The 16,137-nt window shown below is 59.0% G+C and carries 14 protein-coding genes; 8 read left to right on the top strand and 6 right to left on the bottom strand.

Features of this window, described 5'->3' with window-relative positions; all coding sequences use genetic code 11:
* Positions 1-267 precede the first annotated feature (267 nt).
* Together mioC and asnC are read right to left on the bottom strand one after the other, a co-directional pair.
* Positions 268-708, bottom strand: a complete 441-nt coding sequence (mioC, locus tag ACSBQS_RS20160; RefSeq protein WP_015379470.1) for an FMN-binding protein MioC — start codon at positions 706-708, stop codon at positions 268-270.
* Between the two features lie 100 nt (positions 709-808).
* A complete protein-coding gene (gene asnC, locus ACSBQS_RS20155; protein ID WP_004933786.1) occupies positions 809-1,270 on the bottom strand; it encodes a transcriptional regulator AsnC in 462 nt (153 codons plus the stop codon).
* Positions 1,271-1,425: 155 nt separating this feature from the next.
* Between asnC and asnA the strand changes: the two genes are divergently transcribed.
* Complete coding sequence (asnA, locus tag ACSBQS_RS20150; protein WP_033645159.1) at positions 1,426-2,418, top strand: aspartate--ammonia ligase; 993 nt, start codon at positions 1,426-1,428, stop codon at positions 2,416-2,418.
* Between the two features lie 6 nt (positions 2,419-2,424).
* Here the strand turns inward: asnA and viaA are convergent, their stop codons facing one another.
* Positions 2,425-3,888 carry an ATPase RavA stimulator ViaA gene (gene viaA / locus ACSBQS_RS20145; protein ID WP_187048487.1) on the bottom strand — a complete coding sequence of 488 codons (1,464 nt, stop codon included), beginning with the start codon at positions 3,886-3,888 and terminating at the stop codon, positions 2,425-2,427.
* A gap of 2 nt (positions 3,889-3,890) precedes the next feature.
* Positions 3,891-5,399 (bottom strand): ATPase RavA, encoded by a 1,509-nt coding sequence (gene ravA, locus ACSBQS_RS20140; protein WP_089197564.1) that lies wholly within the window; start codon positions 5,397-5,399, stop codon positions 3,891-3,893.
* Between the two features lie 283 nt (positions 5,400-5,682).
* Between ravA and kup the strand changes: the two genes are divergently transcribed.
* From kup to rbsR, 7 genes are all read left to right on the top strand, one after another.
* Entirely contained in the window at positions 5,683-7,551 is a 1,869-nt protein-coding gene (gene kup, locus ACSBQS_RS20135; RefSeq protein WP_047026005.1) for a low affinity potassium transporter Kup, read from the top strand.
* Positions 7,552-7,721: 170 nt separating this feature from the next.
* On the top strand, positions 7,722-8,141 hold the full coding sequence (gene rbsD, locus ACSBQS_RS20130) for a D-ribose pyranase (RefSeq protein ID WP_033645162.1): 420 nt from the start codon (positions 7,722-7,724) through the stop codon (positions 8,139-8,141).
* A 7-nt stretch (positions 8,142-8,148) separates the two neighbouring features.
* Positions 8,149-9,654: a ribose ABC transporter ATP-binding protein RbsA gene (gene rbsA, locus ACSBQS_RS20125; RefSeq protein ID WP_033652332.1), complete on the top strand. Its 1,506-nt coding sequence runs from the start codon at positions 8,149-8,151 to the stop codon at positions 9,652-9,654.
* Positions 9,655-9,660: 6 nt separating this feature from the next.
* The gene (gene rbsC / locus ACSBQS_RS20120) at positions 9,661-10,629 is read left to right on the top strand and encodes a ribose ABC transporter permease (RefSeq protein ID WP_047026007.1); all 969 of its coding nucleotides are present in this window, start codon (positions 9,661-9,663) and stop codon (positions 10,627-10,629) included.
* Positions 10,630-10,653: 24 nt separating this feature from the next.
* Complete coding sequence (rbsB, locus tag ACSBQS_RS20115; protein ID WP_025304729.1) at positions 10,654-11,541, top strand: ribose ABC transporter substrate-binding protein RbsB; 888 nt, start codon at positions 10,654-10,656, stop codon at positions 11,539-11,541.
* A gap of 61 nt (positions 11,542-11,602) precedes the next feature.
* Positions 11,603-12,529: a ribokinase gene (rbsK, locus tag ACSBQS_RS20110; RefSeq protein WP_434991322.1), complete on the top strand. Its 927-nt coding sequence runs from the start codon at positions 11,603-11,605 to the stop codon at positions 12,527-12,529.
* Positions 12,530-12,533: 4 nt separating this feature from the next.
* Positions 12,534-13,535 (top strand): ribose operon transcriptional repressor RbsR, encoded by a 1,002-nt coding sequence (gene rbsR / locus ACSBQS_RS20105; protein ID WP_047026008.1) that lies wholly within the window; start codon positions 12,534-12,536, stop codon positions 13,533-13,535.
* On the opposite strand, the gene mdtD is transcribed toward rbsR, so the two are convergent.
* Both mdtD and ACSBQS_RS20095 read right to left on the bottom strand, forming a co-directional pair.
* Positions 13,532-14,947 (bottom strand): multidrug transporter subunit MdtD, encoded by a 1,416-nt coding sequence (mdtD, locus tag ACSBQS_RS20100; RefSeq protein WP_033645165.1) that lies wholly within the window; start codon positions 14,945-14,947, stop codon positions 13,532-13,534. The genes rbsR and mdtD overlap by 4 nt on opposite strands.
* A 67-nt stretch (positions 14,948-15,014) precedes the next feature.
* The gene (locus ACSBQS_RS20095; protein ID WP_033652336.1) at positions 15,015-15,704 is read right to left on the bottom strand and encodes a FadR/GntR family transcriptional regulator; all 690 of its coding nucleotides are present in this window, start codon (positions 15,702-15,704) and stop codon (positions 15,015-15,017) included.
* Positions 15,705-16,137: the final 433 nt, after the last annotated feature.

Genomic DNA, 16,137 nt, shown 5'->3' with positions numbered 1-16,137 from the left:
CTTTTTTATTTAAAGATCTCTTTATTAGATCTCTTATTAGGATCGCGATCCTCTGTGGATAAGTGACTATTCACGATGAAGATCAGCAGATTAAGGAGGATCGTTTGCTGTGAATGATCGGTGATCCCGACGCAGATAAGCTGGGATCTAAAAGGCTTGTTATGCACAGGACAAAAAGCGCACTACGGTTGTTATTGGGATAACTACGGCTTTTACCCTGCTTTTAAGCTTAGTTATCCACAATCGTTCGCGCGATCTTTAGACGAATTAGAGTAAATTAATCCAGTTTTTTACCCATTCCTCGGCCGGATCCTCGGGAATTTCATGCTCGGTCACGTCGATCTCGAGACGATCGCCGATCCTTTTAGCGCCTCTGGCGATCAATAGATCGTCGATCTGTTTGATCGCACCGCAGAAGGTGTCATATTCCGAACTGCCTAAACCGACGGCGCCGAACTGCACCTCGGAAAGATCCGGCTGCTGCTCAGCGATCTGTTCCAACAGCGGCTGAAGGTTATCCGGCAGTTCGCCGGCACCGTGCGTGGAAGAGACCACCAGCCAGCGGCCGTTCAACGGCAGTTCATCCAGTTCAGGGCCGTGCAGCATCTCGGTAGAGAAGCCGGCGTCTTCCAGCTTTTCAGCCAAATGTTCAGCCACGTATTCGGCGCTGCCAAGCGTACTGCCACTGATCAGAGTAATGTCTGCCATGAACCAACGATCCCAACCTTCTCACTCAAAGTGGCTGCATTGTACGCTGTGAATCGGCTGGGATCTACCTGTGGATAATGTGGGTATGCAATTTGGCGGGTTACGGCACGATGGTGCGCATAATGGGGTTCTGCAGCGAGATCAGCGTTTCGGTGGACTGGATCTCGTCGATGGTCTGGATCTTGTTGATAAGTACCTGTTGCAACGCATCGATCGAGCGGCACATCACTTTAATAAAGACGCTGTAGTGGCCGGTGGTGTAATAGGCTTCCACCACTTCTTCCAGGCTTTCCAGCTTCTTCAGTGCCGAAGGGTAGTCCTTGGCGCTCTTTAATATGATGCCGATAAAGCAGCACACGTCGTAGCCCAGCTGTTTGGGGCTGACGTCGATACGCGCGCCGGTGATGATCCCGGCCTGTTTCATCTTCTCCACCCGCACGTGAATGGTGCCGGGGCTGACGGCGAAGTTTTTCGCCAGTTCGGCGTACGGTGTGCGCGCATTGTCCATCAGGGCGTTGAGGATGCCGCGATCGAGATTATCGATCTGATAAATTTCCGCCATTTAATCCCCCATTAATTAACGATTGTTGAATTCAGTCCGGGTAAAAATGAACGATTAAAAGTGAAAAGGCAATATTGATTAACGGATATTGAATTGGCGTATCGTTTTGTTGCTTAATCGATGGCAACAGAGACAGGTTTACAAGAGATACGGCAATGAAAAAACAGTTTATCCAAAAACAACAACAAATCAGCCAGGTCAAATCCTTCTTCTCCCGCCAGCTGGAACAGCAGCTCGGTCTGATCGAAGTGCAGGCCCCGATCCTTAGCCGCCTGGGCGACGGCACGCAGGATAACCTCTCCGGCAGCGAGAAAGCGGTGCAGGTCAAAGTCAAAACTTTGCCGGACGCCACCTTCGAAGTGGTGCACTCACTGGCGAAATGGAAACGCAAAACCCTGGGCAGCTACGATTTCGGTGCCGGCGAAGGCCTGTATACCCATATGAAGGCGCTGCGCCCGGATGAAGACCGCCTGACGCCAATCCACTCGGTGTACGTCGATCAGTGGGACTGGGAGCGGGTAATGGGCGACGGTGAGCGCGGTCTGGACTATCTGAAAAGTACCGTGCGCAGCATTTACGCCGCGATCAAGGCGACGGAAGCGGAAGTCAGCCGTGAGCATGGCCTGACCCCGTTTCTGCCGGAACAGATCCACTTCGTGCACAGCGAAACACTGCTGCAGCGCTATCCGGATCTGGACGCCAAAGGGCGTGAGCGGGCGATCGCCAAAGAGCTGGGCGCGGTGTTCCTGATCGGCATCGGCGGCAAGCTGTCGCACGGCAAATCGCACGATGTGCGGGCGCCGGATTATGATGACTGGACCACGCCGACGGCGGATGGCCTGGCGGGCCTGAATGGCGATATCGTGGTGTGGAACCCGGTGCTGCAGGACGCTTTCGAGCTTTCTTCCATGGGCATCCGCGTCGACGCCGCGGCGCTGAAACATCAGCTGGCGCTGACCGGCGATGAAGATCGCATGAAGCTGGAATGGCATCAGTCGTTGCTGCGCGGCGATATGCCGCAGACCATCGGCGGCGGCATCGGTCAGTCGCGTTTGGTGATGTTGCTGTTGCAGCTGTCGCATATCGGCCAGGTGCAGTGCGGCGTGTGGTCACCGGAAGTGCGCGGCGCGGTTGAAGGCCTGCTCTGATTCCGCCTAGCGCCGCCAGCGGCGCATCAACCGGCTTTTCAACCCGGTATCGAAGCGCCAGATGTGATCGAAGATGCGCATGATGCCGGGTTTGCCGTAGGCGGACATCGCCACCGCGTGGAAACGCTGCTGGTGGCTTTGCTGCTGCTGTTTCACCTTCTTTACTACCTCCTCCGGCAACCGCTGGGCGATAAAATCAGAAATGATCACCGCATCGGCATCGAACCAGCCGCTCTCCGCCATTTTGGTGACGGTGGCGTTCAGGCAGGCCGCCAGATCGGTGCCGCCGCGAAACTGCTGGCCGAGAAAACGCACCGCCTGCTCAATGCCGCTGGCGGCGGTGAGTTCGTAATGCACGATCTGGTTGGCGAACAGCATGATGTAGCAGCGGCGGTTGTCCGCCAGCGCAATGCGCAGCAGCGCCAGACAGAACGCCTTGGCGCACTGTTCGTTGAAGCCGCCCATCGATCCTGAGGTGTCCACGCAGACGATAAACGGCCCGCGCGGCTGCTGATCCTGCTGCTGATGGGTGACCTGACGGATCAGGATCTGTTCCTGCCAGACGTCGCCCTGCAGGCGGTAGCTCAGCAGTCGCTTTTCCAGCAGGCGGCGATAAAACTCGAATTCCAGCTCTTCAATCCCCAGCGTCGCCAGCTCCGGCGGCAGCAGGCGCAGAATGTCGTCGCTTTGATGAATGCCGCTCACTTCTTCCGGCAGCGTGGCCGGCACCTGCACCATAACCCTGAACGGCTCCGGCTGCGCGTCCTGTTGCTGCACCGCTTTGGCCTGATAGCTGCGGCCCAGCTGTTGCGCCAGCTTTTTCAGCTCCGGCTGCTGCTGCAAAAAGTTGCCGTACTCCACCAGCCGCTGGTAATCGCCGCGCTGCAGCTGGCCTTTGCTCATGTCCCACAGCCTGCCGGCGGCGGTGTCGTTTTCCGACAGCAGCGGTTCCAGCGCGCCGCTCAGCGCCAGGCGTTCCTGCAGTTCCGCCATCAGCTGCTCACGCTCTTGTTCCAGCAGCTGGTGGTGCAACATGGTGGCCTGTAGCGTCAGGCTGATGCGCCAGCGCTGCAGAAACAGCGTTTGAAAACTGTCGTCCAACGGATGATTGGGCAGATCGGCGGCGTCCACCAGCGCGCGCGCCTGTTCATAAAACGGGGAAACCAGCTGGCGCAGCAGCTCCATCGTGTCGTTGAGGTTGTGATAGAACTGGGTATTGTTCTCCAGTTGGCACTGTTGGTAGCGGTAAAATTCCTGCGCCAGCGCCGGCGGCACCATGGCCTCCTGCAAACGCTCCTTTAGCTGCAGCTTCCAGCGCGGCAGATCGCGATCCAGCGCCCGCCGTAGGGCCGGAAACTTTTTAAAGAATACCGACAGCTGCGGCGCGGCCAGCATGCCGACGATCATCTCCTCGATCATCTCGCCTTCGGTGATCGCCAGCAGCAGATCGAGCGTCTCCAGACTGAGCATGGTTACTGGCCGCGCATTTGCTGCTGTTGCTGTTTAACCTGTTCCGCGACCTGCAGCAGACTGGCTTCGATCTTGGCCAGACCGGCGGCGGACGTGAACAGGCAGGGCTGATGTTGGCTGAAGGCGCGGCGCTGCTCCGCCAGGCGCTGGGCCAATGCGTCCATTTCATCCAGCAGCGCCTGCGGCGTAGCGGTAGCCTGTTTGCCCGGCAGCGCCAGCAGCGACGGCTGACGGCTGACGTCCAACACCGTGAGGTGCAGTTGATCGTCCACTTCCAGGTCGATCGGCTGCGCAAAGCCGATGCCGTTCAACTTGGCGCGCACGTCGCCGCCTTTTTGCAGCCAGTTGTCCAGCGCGCTGCTTTCGATGCTCAGATGATTGACCTGAATGTCATGCAGCTGCAGCGGTTTTTGCAGCAGCAGGGTGAGGGTGCCGCCGGCGAACGGCGTGGCCGGCGCGTATTGCGGTTTGCGGCTGAACATCCCGCCTTTTTTCACCAGGCTGATGGCCTGTCGGTCGCTTTGTTGCTGCTGGTCCTGCATCCAGCGGGTATGGATCTGTTGCAGTTGGATCAACATCGACTGCTGCTGATAGGCCGATTCGGTCAGCAGTTGATCGATCTGCTGTTGCAGCAGCTTCAGCGAGGTGAGATCGTGCCACAGGCAGTCTTTCAACAGCATCAGATCGAGCGGGGCGATGGCGTCGCGGCCGCTGAAGAAGGCGCAGGCCTGCAGCAGGCGCAGGGCTTTCTTCCAGCGTCGATCGGAGACGTACGGCGCCTGTTCCAGCGCGTCCAGCCGCTGGCGCAGCTGGAAAATCAGCTCAAAGCAGGCTTCCGGCAGCGCCACCTTATCGATCTGCGGCTGCCACTGCAGAAACTCTTCGTCGCTGACGCTCAGCGCCGCCGGCACCGGGTTTTGGCTTTCGCTCTGGCGGTTGACCAGCAGCGAGCGGAAATTCTGTTTATCCTGCACCTTGTCCAGCCACAGGCGAATCAGCATGCGGTCATACAGGGCTTCGAGGCTGTTGTCCGCTTCGGGCAGTTCGTTGGAAGCGGTGACCAGCAGGCGCAGCGGGATCGGTTCTTCGCTGTTGCCGTTGCGAAAGCGCCGTTCATTGATCGCCGTCAGCAGGGTGTTGAGGATCGCCGGGCCGGCCTTCCAGATCTCGTCCAGAAACACGATCTCCGCTTCTGGCAGATAGCCGGCGGTCAGGCGTTGATAGCGCCCTTCATCTTTCAGCGCCTGAATCGAGAGCGGGCCGAAGACCTCTTCCGGCGTTGAAAAGCGCGTCATCAGGTATTCAAAAGAGCGGGCGTTGCGGAAGGCAAACTTCAGCCGGCGCGCGATCAGGCTCTTGGCGATGCCGGGCGGGCCGAGCAAGAATACGCTTTCGCCGCTCAGCGCCGCCAGCAGGCACAGGCGGATCGCCTCTTGCCGCTCATAAAGGCCGCTCTCCAGCGCGCTGCTGAGGCGGGAAATTCGTTCTGCCAGAAGGGATGATGGCGTCATATAATCGTCGTATTGTCCGAGAGTTAGCCAATCTTGGTCGATAATTCGATGATAAACCACCATTATTTTTAATGGTATAGCTTATTGATTAGTAAAAATTTTCTCAGTTGAGTCGGATATCCGGTTCACATTTTGTTTATTTTTCGGCTCTGATATAAGGGTAGGCAAGCCGTATAAATGGTGCATACTGTGCGGCTTTCTGGTGGGCGTGACGGATCTTTGAGCCCGTATTTTGCCTGATGCGGATGCATCGCTAACGGATGTTCTGATAAAGAAACGAATTATGAGCGCAGAGCATAAGCAGTCCCTATCGGCGGTAACCCTGGCTGCCATCGGCGTGGTCTACGGTGATATCGGCACCAGTCCTCTCTATACGTTGAGAGAGTGTTTCTCCGGCCATTACGGCTTCGATGTTCGTCCAGACGTGGTTTTCGGCTTCCTGTCGCTGATTTTCTGGATGCTGATCGTGATCGTTTCCCTCAAATATCTCACCTACGTGATGCGGGCGGACAACGCCGGCGAAGGCGGCATTTTGACGCTGATGTCGCTGGCCGGGCGCAATACCTCGGCGCGCACCACCGCAGTGCTGGTGATACTGGGCCTGATCGGCGGCAGCTTCTTCTATGGCGAGGTGGTGATCACCCCGGCGATCTCGGTGATGTCGGCGATAGAGGGGTTGGAAATCGCCGCGCCCGCGCTCGACGCCTATATCGTGCCGCTCTCGATTCTGGTGCTGACCCTGCTGTTCGTTATCCAAAAACACGGCACCGGCAGCGTCGGCAAGCTGTTCGCCCCGGTAATGCTGTTGTGGTTCATCGTGTTGGCGGTGCTGGGCGCGCGCAGCATCATTTCGAACCCGGAAGTGCTGCAGGCGCTGAATCCCAAATGGGCGCTCAACTTCTTTATGGAATATAAGAAGGTGTCGTTCTTCGCGCTGGGGGCGGTGGTGCTGTCGATCACCGGCGTTGAGGCGCTGTATGCCGACATGGGGCACTTCGGCAAGTTCCCGATCCGCCTGGCCTGGTTCACCGTGGTGCTGCCTTCGCTGGTGCTCAACTACTTCGGCCAGGGGGCGTTGCTGCTGAAAAACCCTGAAGCGATCAAAAACCCATTCTTCCTGCTGGCGCCCGACTGGGCGCTGATCCCGCTGCTGATTCTGGCAACCCTGGCAACGGTCATCGCCTCGCAGGCGGTGATTTCCGGCGTCTTCTCGCTGACTCGCCAGGCGGTGCGCCTGGGGTATTTGTCGCCGATGCGCATCATTCACACCTCGGAAATGGAATCCGGCCAGATCTACATTCCGGTGATCAACTGGATGCTGTATATCTCGGTGGTGCTGGTGATCATCGGCTTCGAACACTCCAGCAACCTGGCGGCGGCGTACGGCATCGCCGTCACCGGCACCATGGTGCTGACCAGCATTCTGGTCACTTCGGTGGCGATTAATAACTGGCACTGGAACCGCTTCCTGGCGATCGGCATCGTAACCATCTTACTGATCATCGACGTGCCGATGTTCTCCGCCAACGCCCTGAAGCTGTTCTCCGGCGGCTGGCTGCCGCTGACCCTGGCGCTGGTGATGTTCATCATTATGACTACCTGGAAGAGCGAGCGTTTCCGCCTGTTGCGTCGTCTGCATGAGCACGGCAACTCGCTGGAGGCGATGATTGCCTCGCTGGAGAAATCGCCGCCGGTACGGGTGCCGGGCACCGCGGTCTTCTTGTCGCGCGCCACCAACGTCATTCCTTTTGCGCTGTTGCATAACCTGAAGCACAACAAGGTGCTGCACGAGCGCGTGGTGCTGCTGACGCTGCGCACCGAGGATGCGCCTTACGTGCACAACGTGCGCCGGGTGACCATCGAGCAGCTGTCGCCGACCTTCTGGCGGGTGGTGGCCAGCTACGGCTGGCGCGAAACGCCGAACGTGGAGGAAGTGTTCCACCGCTGCGGGCTGGAAGGGTTGCCGTGCCGCATGTCGGAGACGTCGTTCTTCATGTCCCATGAATCGCTGATCCTCACCAAGCGGCCATGGTACCTCTACCTGCGCGGCAAACTGTTCGTTGCTCTGAGCCGCAATGCGCTGCGCGCGCCGGATCAGTTCGAAATCCCGCCGAACCGGGTCATCGAGCTCGGCACGCAGGTCGAGATCTAACCCGCCTGACAGGGGCTCAGCTAGGCTGAGCCCCTTTTGTTTGCGCTTTCTCCGTGCGCGAACGAAACGTTTCGATGACGATCACACTTCTGCATTGTCCGGGTTGCCTTCCCCTGCCGTTTTTTTACACTCATCCAGAGAGCGAAACGTTTCGCTAGCGGAGTGAGAAGATGAAAAAAGGCGTATTACTGAATTCCGACGTGTCTGCCGTGATTGCCCGGCTGGGGCATACCGATCAGCTCACCTTGTGCGATGCGGGTTTGCCGATACCGGCGGCGACGCAGCGCATCGATCTGGCGCTGACGCAGGGCGTGCCGACCTTCATGCAGGTGTTCGCGGCGGTCACGCAAGAGATGCAGGTAGAAAGCGCCATCCTGGCGGAAGAAATCGTGAAACAAAATCCGTCGCTCCACGAGGCATTGTTGGCTGAACTGACCGCACTGGGCCAACGCCAGGGCAATACCATCGGCGTGCGTTATATCAGCCATCAGGCGTTTAAAGCGCAAACCGAGCACAGCCGGGCGGTGATCCGCAGTGGGGAGTGTTCGCCTTACGCGAACGTGATCCTGTGCGCCGGCGTAACTTTCTGAGGCGTTTATGCAACCTTTACTGCAACTGAAAGGGATTGATAAAGCCTTTCCCGGCGTGAAGGCGCTTTCCGGCGCCGCTCTCAGCGTTTATCCCGGCAAGGTGATGGCGCTGGTGGGGGAAAACGGCGCCGGGAAGTCCACCATGATGAAAGTGCTGACCGGCATCTATCAGAAAGACGCCGGCAGTCAGTATTTTCTCGGTAAAGAGGTGGCGTTCAACGGGCCTAAAGATTCGCAGGAAGCGGGCATCGGCATTATTCATCAGGAGCTGAACCTGATCCCGCAGCTGACGATTGCGGAAAACATCTTCCTCGGCCGCGAGTTCGTCAACCGTTTCGGCCGCATTGACTGGAAGCGCATGTACGCCGAGGCCGATCGCTTGCTGGCGCGCCTCAACCTGCGCTACAGCAGCCACCGGCTGGTGGGTGAGCTGTCGATTGGCGATCAGCAGATGGTGGAAATTGCCAAGGTGCTGAGCTTCGAATCGAAAGTGATCATCATGGACGAACCGACCGATGCGCTGACCGACACCGAAACCGCCTCGCTGTTCAAGGTGATCAACGAGCTGAAGGCCGAAGGGCGCGGCATCGTCTATATCTCGCACCGTCTGAAAGAGATCTTTGAAATCTGCGACGACGTGACGGTATTTCGCGACGGGCAGTTCATCGCCGAGCGGCCGGTGAGCGAGCTGCAGGAAGATTCGCTGATTGAAATGATGGTCGGTCGCAAGCTGGAAGAACAATACCCGCGCCTTGATTTACCGCGCGGGGAAAAGCGGCTGGAAGTCAGTCATCTTTCCGGACCCGGCGTTGAAGACGTCAGCTTTACGCTGTATCGCGGTGAGATCCTCGGCGTGGCCGGCTTGATGGGCGCCGGGCGCACCGAATTGATGAAGATTCTGTACGGCGCCGCGCCGCGCAAGGCCGGCACCGTCAACCTCGACGGCCGCGAGGTAGTCACCCATTCGCCGCAGGATGGATTGGCGAACGGCATCGTCTATATCTCGGAAGACCGTAAGCGCGACGGCCTGGTGCTGGGCATGTCGGTAAAGGAAAACATGTCTCTGACCGCGCTGCGCTACTTCAGCCGCGCTGACGGCAGCCTGAAACAGGCCGACGAGCGGCAGGCGGTGGGGGACTTCATCCGCCTGTTCAATATCAAAACGCCGTCGATGGAGCAGCCGATAGGTCTGCTTTCCGGCGGTAATCAGCAGAAAGTGGCGATCGCCCGCGGCCTGATGACCCGGCCGAAGGTGCTGATCCTCGATGAGCCGACGCGCGGCGTCGATGTCGGGGCGAAAAAAGAGATCTATCAGTTAATCAACCAGTTCAAGCAGGAAGGGCTGAGCATCATTCTGGTGTCTTCGGAAATGCCGGAGGTGATGGGCATGAGCGATCGCATTCTGGTGATGCACGAAGGGCATCTCAGCGGCGAGTTCCCGATTGAACAGGCCACCCAGGAAGCGTTGATGGCGGCAGCCGTCGGCAAGCAATACGGCGTAAAGCAGGAGTAATCAGATATGAGTTCCCAGACTATCGCAGCTAAGCGCTGGTTCAGTAAAGAGTGGCTGTTAGAGCAGAAGTCGTTGATTGCGCTGCTGGTGCTGATCGCCGTGGTCTCTTCCATGAGCCCGAACTTCTTCACCCTGAACAACCTGTTCAATATTCTGCAGCAGACCTCGGTCAACGCCATTATGGCGGTGGGGATGACGCTGGTGATCCTCACTTCCGGCATCGATCTGTCGGTGGGATCGCTGCTGGCCCTGACCGGCGCGGTGGCGGCGTCGATCGTCGGCTTTGAAGTCAACGCGCTGGTGGCGGTGGCGGCGGCCTTGGCGCTGGGCGCCGCGATTGGCGCCTGCACCGGGGTGATCGTCTCCAAAGGCAAGGTGCAAGCCTTTATCGCTACGCTGGTGATGATGCTGCTGCTGCGCGGCGTCACCATGGTGTACACCAACGGCAGCCCGATCAATACCGGTTTCACCGACGTGGCCGACACCTTTGGTTGGTTCGGCATCGGCCGTCCGCTGGGCGTGCCTACGCCGATCTGGATCATGGCGATCGTGTTCATCGCCGCCTGGTATATGCTGCACCATACGCGCCTGGGCCGCTATATTTATGCCCTGGGCGGCAATGAAGCGGCGACACGCCTGTCCGGTATCAGCGTCGATAAAGTGAAAATTATCGTCTATTCGCTGTGCGGCCTGCTGGCGGCGCTGGCGGGGGTGATCGAAGTGGCGCGCCTCTCGTCGGCGCAGCCGACCGCCGGCACCGGCTATGAGCTGGACGCCATCGCCGCCGTGGTGCTGGGCGGCACCAGCCTGGCTGGCGGCAAGGGACGCATCGTCGGCACGCTGATCGGGGCGCTGATCCTCGGTTTTCTGAACAACGGCCTGAATTTACTGGGTGTTTCTTCCTACTACCAAATGATCGTGAAGGCAGTGGTGATACTGCTGGCGGTTCTGGTAGATAACAAAAGCAACAAGTAACCTCCCCCTACAGGAATCACGATGATGAAAATGAAAAAACTGGCAACCTTAGCTTCCGCCATCGCGTTGAGCGCCACCCTGAGCGCCAATGCCATGGCCAAAGACACCATCGCGCTGGTGGTGTCCACCCTCAACAACCCGTTCTTCGTCTCGATGAAGGATGGGGCGCAGCAAGAGGCCAACAAGCTGGGTTATAACCTGGTGGTGCTGGATTCCCAAAACAACCCGGCGAAAGAGCTGGCCAACGTGCAGGATCTGATGGTGCGGGCGCCCAAGCTGCTGTTGATCAACCCGACTGACTCCGATGCGGTGGGCAACGCCATCAAGATGGCCAACCAGGCTAAGATCCCGGTCATCACGCTGGACCGCGTGGCGAGCAAGGGTGACGTGGTGAGCCATATCGCTTCGGATAACCGCGTGGGCGGCAAAATGGCCGGCGACTTCATCGCCAAGAAAGCGGGCGCCGACGCCAAGGTGATTCAGCTGGAAGGCATTGCCGGCACCTCCGCCGCGCGGGAACGCGGCGAAGGCTTTAAACAGTCGCTGGATCAGAATAAATTCAAGCTGCTGGCCAGCCAGCCGGCCGATTTCGACCGCACCAAGGGCCTGAACGTGATGCAGAACCTGCTGACCGCTCACCCGGATGTGCAGGCGGTATTTGCCCAGAACGATGAAATGGCGCTGGGCGCGCTGCGTGCGCTGCAAACCGCCGGTAAAACCGACGTGATCGTGGTAGGCTTCGACGGCACCGCCGACGGCGTGAAAGCGGTTGAAGGCGGCAAGCTGGCGGCGACCGTGGCGCAGCGTCCCGATCAGATCGGCGTGATAGGCGTGGAAACCGCCGATAAAGTGCTGAAAGGCGAAAAAGTGCCGGCGACCATTCCGGTCGATTTGAAACTGGTCACTCAGTAAGTCATACCAGCGCCATCGGGACGGGGCGTTTACGATGGCGCGCAATTCAGGAATCAATGCGATGGAAACAGGTAAGCTGGTGGTTCTGGGCAGCATCAATGCCGACCATATCCTCAATATTGAACAATTCCCCCACCCGGGCGAAACGGTGATCGGGAAGCAGTATAAGGTGGCGTTTGGCGGCAAGGGCGCGAATCAGGCGGTGGCGGCCGGGCGCAGTGGGGCGGAGATCGCCTTTATCGCCTGCGTGGGCGCCGACGATATCGGCGAGCGTGTCCGCCGGCAGCTGGCGAGCGATCGCATTGATACCCAACCGATTGAAGCCATCGCCGACAGCACCACCGGCGTGGCGCTGATCTTCGTCAACGCCGAAGGCGAGAACGTGATCGGCATCAATGCCGGCGCCAACGCCGCGGTGACGCCGGATTACCTGGCGCGCTACCGGCAAAAAGTCACCGACGCCGACGCCCTGCTGATGCAGCTGGAGTCGCCGCTGGAGACGGTGATCGCCGCCGCCCGCTTGGCCAAGCAACATCAAACGCAGGTGATCCTCAACCCGGCCCCGGCGCGCGAGCTGCCGGACGAGCTGCTGGGGATGATTGATATGATCACCCCGAATGAAACCGAAGCGCAGCGCCTGACCGGCATCGCTGTGGACAGCGACGCCGATGCGGCGCGCGCGGCGCAGGCGCTGCACGACAAAGGCATCGCGACGGTGATCATCACCCTCGGCAGCCGCGGCGTGTGGCTGAGCGAAAACGGCAACGGCAAACGGGTGCCCGGCTTCAAAGTGCAAGCGGTGGATACCATCGCCGCCGGCGATACCTTTAACGGCGCGCTGGTCACTGCTCTGTTGGAAGGTAAGATCATGGCCGACGCGGTGCGTTTCGCCCATGCGGCGGCGGCGATCGCCGTCACCCGCCCCGGCGCGCAGCCTTCGGTGCCGTGGCGTGAAGAGATCGACGCTTTCTTGCAGCAACAGGGGTGATCCTTTGGCCACCATGAAAGATGTCGCCCGCCTGGCGGGCGTTTCAACCTCTACCGTTTCGCATGTGGTCAACAACAATCGCTTTGTCAGCGACAGCGTGCGCGACAAGGTCATGGCGGCCGTGGAACAGTTGAACTATGCGCCTTCTGCGCTGGCGCGCAGCCTGAAGCTCAATCAGACCCGCACCATCGGCATGCTGGTGACCGCCAGCAACAACCCGTTTTATGCTGAAGTGGTGCGCGGCGTGGAGCGCAGCTGCTATGAACGCGGCTACAGTCTGATCCTGTGCAATACCGAAGAAGACGCCGCGCGCATGAACCGCAGTATGGAGACGCTGCTGCAAAAGCGCGTCGACGGTTTGCTGTTGATGTGCACCGAAAATCACCGGCCATCTCAGGATGCCCTGAGTCGCTACCCGTCATTGCCGATCGTGATGATGGACTGGGCGCCGTTCGAGGGCGCGAACGACATTATTCAGGATAACTCGCTGCTGGGCGGCGAGATGGCGACCGATCATCTGATCGCCCGCGGCTACCGCAAGATCGCCTGCATCGCCGGCCCGCAGGACAAAACCACCGCTCGTCACCGGCTGGAAGGTTATCGCAACGCGATGCGTCGCGCCGGATTACCGGTTCCGAAAGGGTATGAAGTGCATTGCGACTTTGAGTTTGAAGGCGGCGTGACCGCCATGCGCCAGCTGCTGGCGCTGAAAGAGCCGCCGCATGCGGTGTTCGCCGGCAACGACGCGGTGGCGGTAGGCGTTTATCAGGCGCTGTATCAGGCCGGGCTTTCCGTGCCGCAGGATATGGCGGTGATGGGGTATGATGACATTGAACTGGCGCGTTATCTGGCGCCGCCGTTGAGCACCATTCATCAACCGAAGGATTCGCTGGGCGAGCTGGCGATCGATGCGCTGATCAACCGCCTGCAAAACCCGGAGCGCGCGCCCCAGGTGCTGGTGCTGACGCCCGAGCTGGTGGAACGCGCCTCGGTGGGCCGCCGTTAACTGGCCGCCTTCGCTTCTTTCTTGCTTTCCTGGCCGCTGATCAAGTTGCGGCCATCTTTCCTTCTCAGCAACATAAATACCAGCGCCGACGCCACGGTGACGATCCCCATGGTGATAAAGGTGTAATGGAAGTGGTCGATCATCGTGCCTAACGACAGGGATTCGTAAAAACGCAGCACCGCCGCGCTGATCGCTACGCCGAAACTGATGGACAGCTGTTGGGTGACCGCCAGGACGCTGTTGCCGGCGCTGGCGTTGGCGTCGTTCAAATCCGCCAGGCTGATGGTATTCATGGCGGTGAACTGGGTGGACATCGCCATGCCCAGTACGAACAGCGGCAGGATCATCAGCCACAGCGGCATGCCTGGGCTCTGCAGGGCGAACTGCGCGATCAGCGCTCCGATGATAACGGTGATGCCGACTAGCGTTTTACGGTAGCCGAACCAGCGCAACACCTGAGTGACGGTGGATTTCGCCATCAGCGAGCCGATGGCGGTCGGCGCCATCATGCAGCCGGCGACGATCGCCGTGTAGCCAAATCCCACCTGCAGCATGAGCGGCATCAAAAACGGCACGCAGCCGGTGCCCAACCTGGATGCGACGTTGCCGGCGATGCCGACCGAGAAGGTGCGGGTTTTGAACAGGTCGAGGCCGATCAGCGGCTGGGGATGACGGCGGGCGTGCGCGATGTAGCCGAACAGCATCACGAAGCCGCTGAGCAGAATGCCCAGCGAAACGTAGCTCGCCAGTACCCGCTCGCCAAACAGTTCCAGCCCGGTGGAGATCAGCACCAGGCTCAGCCCGAACAGCATAAAGCCCAGAAAATCGAAGCGGCGCTTGGGCGTGGTGAAGTCCGGCATGTATTTGCGCGCATAGAAGATGCCGAGCAGGCCGATAGGGATATTGATCAGGAAAATCCAATGCCAGGTGGCGTAGGTCACCAGCCAGCCGCCCAGCAGCGGCCCCAGAATCGGCCCGACCAGGCCGGGCATGGTGACGAAGTTCAGCACCGGCAGCAGTTCGCTGCGCGGGTAGGCGCGCAGCAGCGCCAGTCGCGCGACCGGCATCATCATCGCGCCGCCGATGCCCTGCAGCACGCGAGAGGCAACCAGCACGCTCAACGTGGGGGAGAGGGCGCACAACAGCGAACCAAGGGTGAATAACGTGACGGCGAAGATGAACACGCGGCGGGTGCCGAAGCGGTCCGCCAGCCAACCGCTGACCGGGATCAGCATCGCCACCGTCAGCGTATAGCTGATGACGGCAGATTGCATCGCCAGCGGCGAGTGCCCCAGGCTGTGGGCGATCGCCGGCAGCGCCGTGTTGAGGATGGTGGCGTCCAGCGCCTGCATAAAGAACGCCATTGCGGCGATCCACGGGAGTCCTGCCATACTGCGCGCGGATTGGGTCATGGTCGGTCCTGGTTAAATGGTCGTCTCTCCCTCATCTCTTTCTTCTATCTATAAGCGGGGAGCGTGTCTAGTCTTTCTCTTTCAGCAAAACTTGGCAGGCGACGAGAGCGCCTGCGCTGTCTCCGGCGAGTATCGCATCGACGATAGCCTGATGGTGGCGCAGCTTGATCACTTCATTGCCTGTAATGGCGCGGAAGTAACTCTGATACACCGAACTGAACAGGTTGGCGAACGAGGTCAGGAACGGATTACCGCTGGCCTCGTAGATGAGCTGGTGGAATTGGGTATCGACCTGGATCCAGCGCTCGCGATCAAACTGGGTATGCAGCGCGCGCATCTCCGCCATCAGTTCCGCCAGCAGTTTGGTTTGCTGTGGGCTGGCGTGGTCTGCCGCCAACGCGCAGGCCTGCGGTTCCAACGAAGTGCGCAATATAAGGAAGTGTTGCATCACCTGATCGAAGTTTTCCCGCGTCATCCACCAGGTCAGTAAATCCTGATCGAGGAAATTCCATTGGCTTTGCGGCATCACGCGGGTGCCAATGCGCGGGCGCGGCAACAACATGCCTTTGGCGGCTAACATCTTTACCGCTTCGCGCACCGCGGTGCGGCTGACGCCGAATTGCTCGCCCAGTTCCATTTCACCGGGCAGGATGCTGCCGGCCTGATAATCGCCTGCCAGAATTTGTTGGCCGAGTTTCTCTGCAAGCAGATAAGAAAGATTGCGTTGGGCGGCCTGTTGTTGTGCATTTAATGGCATGGCTGCGGATCCTTACTGACTTCGTTTCTTCTATTTTACTCCAGTGATCGCCAGCTTTTATGGCTGTTTGCCTGAAAAAGTGACATAAATTCGCCGCTTTTTCGCTCTTTTGCCGAAAAAATCCGCGCTTGAAAAGTTTTTTGCATTTAGGGGTTGCGGCCTGCCGAGAACTCCCTATAATGCGCCTCCACTGACCGGGAACAACGACTGACAAGCCGCCGGGTCAGCGAGAAGAAAGCGAAATAAACGCTTGACTCTCCGGGTGAAAAGCGTAATATACGCAGCCCGCGCCGATGAGTTTCTCGGCACTGCTCTTTAACAATTTATCAGACAATCTGTGTGGGCACTCCACAAGACGATATCCAGCATCTTCGGATGCAAAAAAATATCAAGTCTTGAAGAGTGACTAACTGAAGTAAAATTCATGCAGTAA

Source organism: Serratia sp. H402Y, assembly GCF_051172415.1.
In the GTDB taxonomy this organism is placed as follows: domain Bacteria; phylum Pseudomonadota; class Gammaproteobacteria; order Enterobacterales; family Enterobacteriaceae; genus Serratia; species Serratia ureilytica.
Note: the sequence above shows the minus strand (reverse complement) of the source record. Positions and strands in the feature narration are given on the sequence as shown.

What these genes read in the sequence shown, in the direction of transcription:
- mioC (WP_015379470.1), bottom strand. Translation starts at nt 708, where the DNA reads ATGGCAGACATTACTCTGATCAGTGGCAGTACGCTTGGCAGCGCCGAA.
- asnC (WP_004933786.1), bottom strand. Translation starts at nt 1,270, where the DNA reads ATGGCGGAAATTTATCAGATCGATAATCTCGATCGCGGCATCCTCAAC.
- asnA (WP_033645159.1), top strand. Translation starts at nt 1,426, where the DNA reads ATGAAAAAACAGTTTATCCAAAAACAACAACAAATCAGCCAGGTCAAA.
- viaA (WP_187048487.1), bottom strand. Translation starts at nt 3,888, where the DNA reads ATGCTCAGTCTGGAGACGCTCGATCTGCTGCTGGCGATCACCGAAGGC.
- ravA (WP_089197564.1), bottom strand. Translation starts at nt 5,399, where the DNA reads ATGACGCCATCATCCCTTCTGGCAGAACGAATTTCCCGCCTCAGCAGC.
- kup (WP_047026005.1), top strand. Translation starts at nt 5,683, where the DNA reads ATGAGCGCAGAGCATAAGCAGTCCCTATCGGCGGTAACCCTGGCTGCC.
- rbsD (WP_033645162.1), top strand. Translation starts at nt 7,722, where the DNA reads ATGAAAAAAGGCGTATTACTGAATTCCGACGTGTCTGCCGTGATTGCC.
- rbsA (WP_033652332.1), top strand. Translation starts at nt 8,149, where the DNA reads ATGCAACCTTTACTGCAACTGAAAGGGATTGATAAAGCCTTTCCCGGC.
- rbsC (WP_047026007.1), top strand. Translation starts at nt 9,661, where the DNA reads ATGAGTTCCCAGACTATCGCAGCTAAGCGCTGGTTCAGTAAAGAGTGG.
- rbsB (WP_025304729.1), top strand. Translation starts at nt 10,654, where the DNA reads ATGAAAATGAAAAAACTGGCAACCTTAGCTTCCGCCATCGCGTTGAGC.
- rbsK (WP_434991322.1), top strand. Translation starts at nt 11,603, where the DNA reads ATGGAAACAGGTAAGCTGGTGGTTCTGGGCAGCATCAATGCCGACCAT.
- mdtD (WP_033645165.1), bottom strand. Translation starts at nt 14,947, where the DNA reads ATGACCCAATCCGCGCGCAGTATGGCAGGACTCCCGTGGATCGCCGCA.
- ACSBQS_RS20095 (WP_033652336.1), bottom strand. Translation starts at nt 15,704, where the DNA reads ATGCCATTAAATGCACAACAACAGGCCGCCCAACGCAATCTTTCTTAT.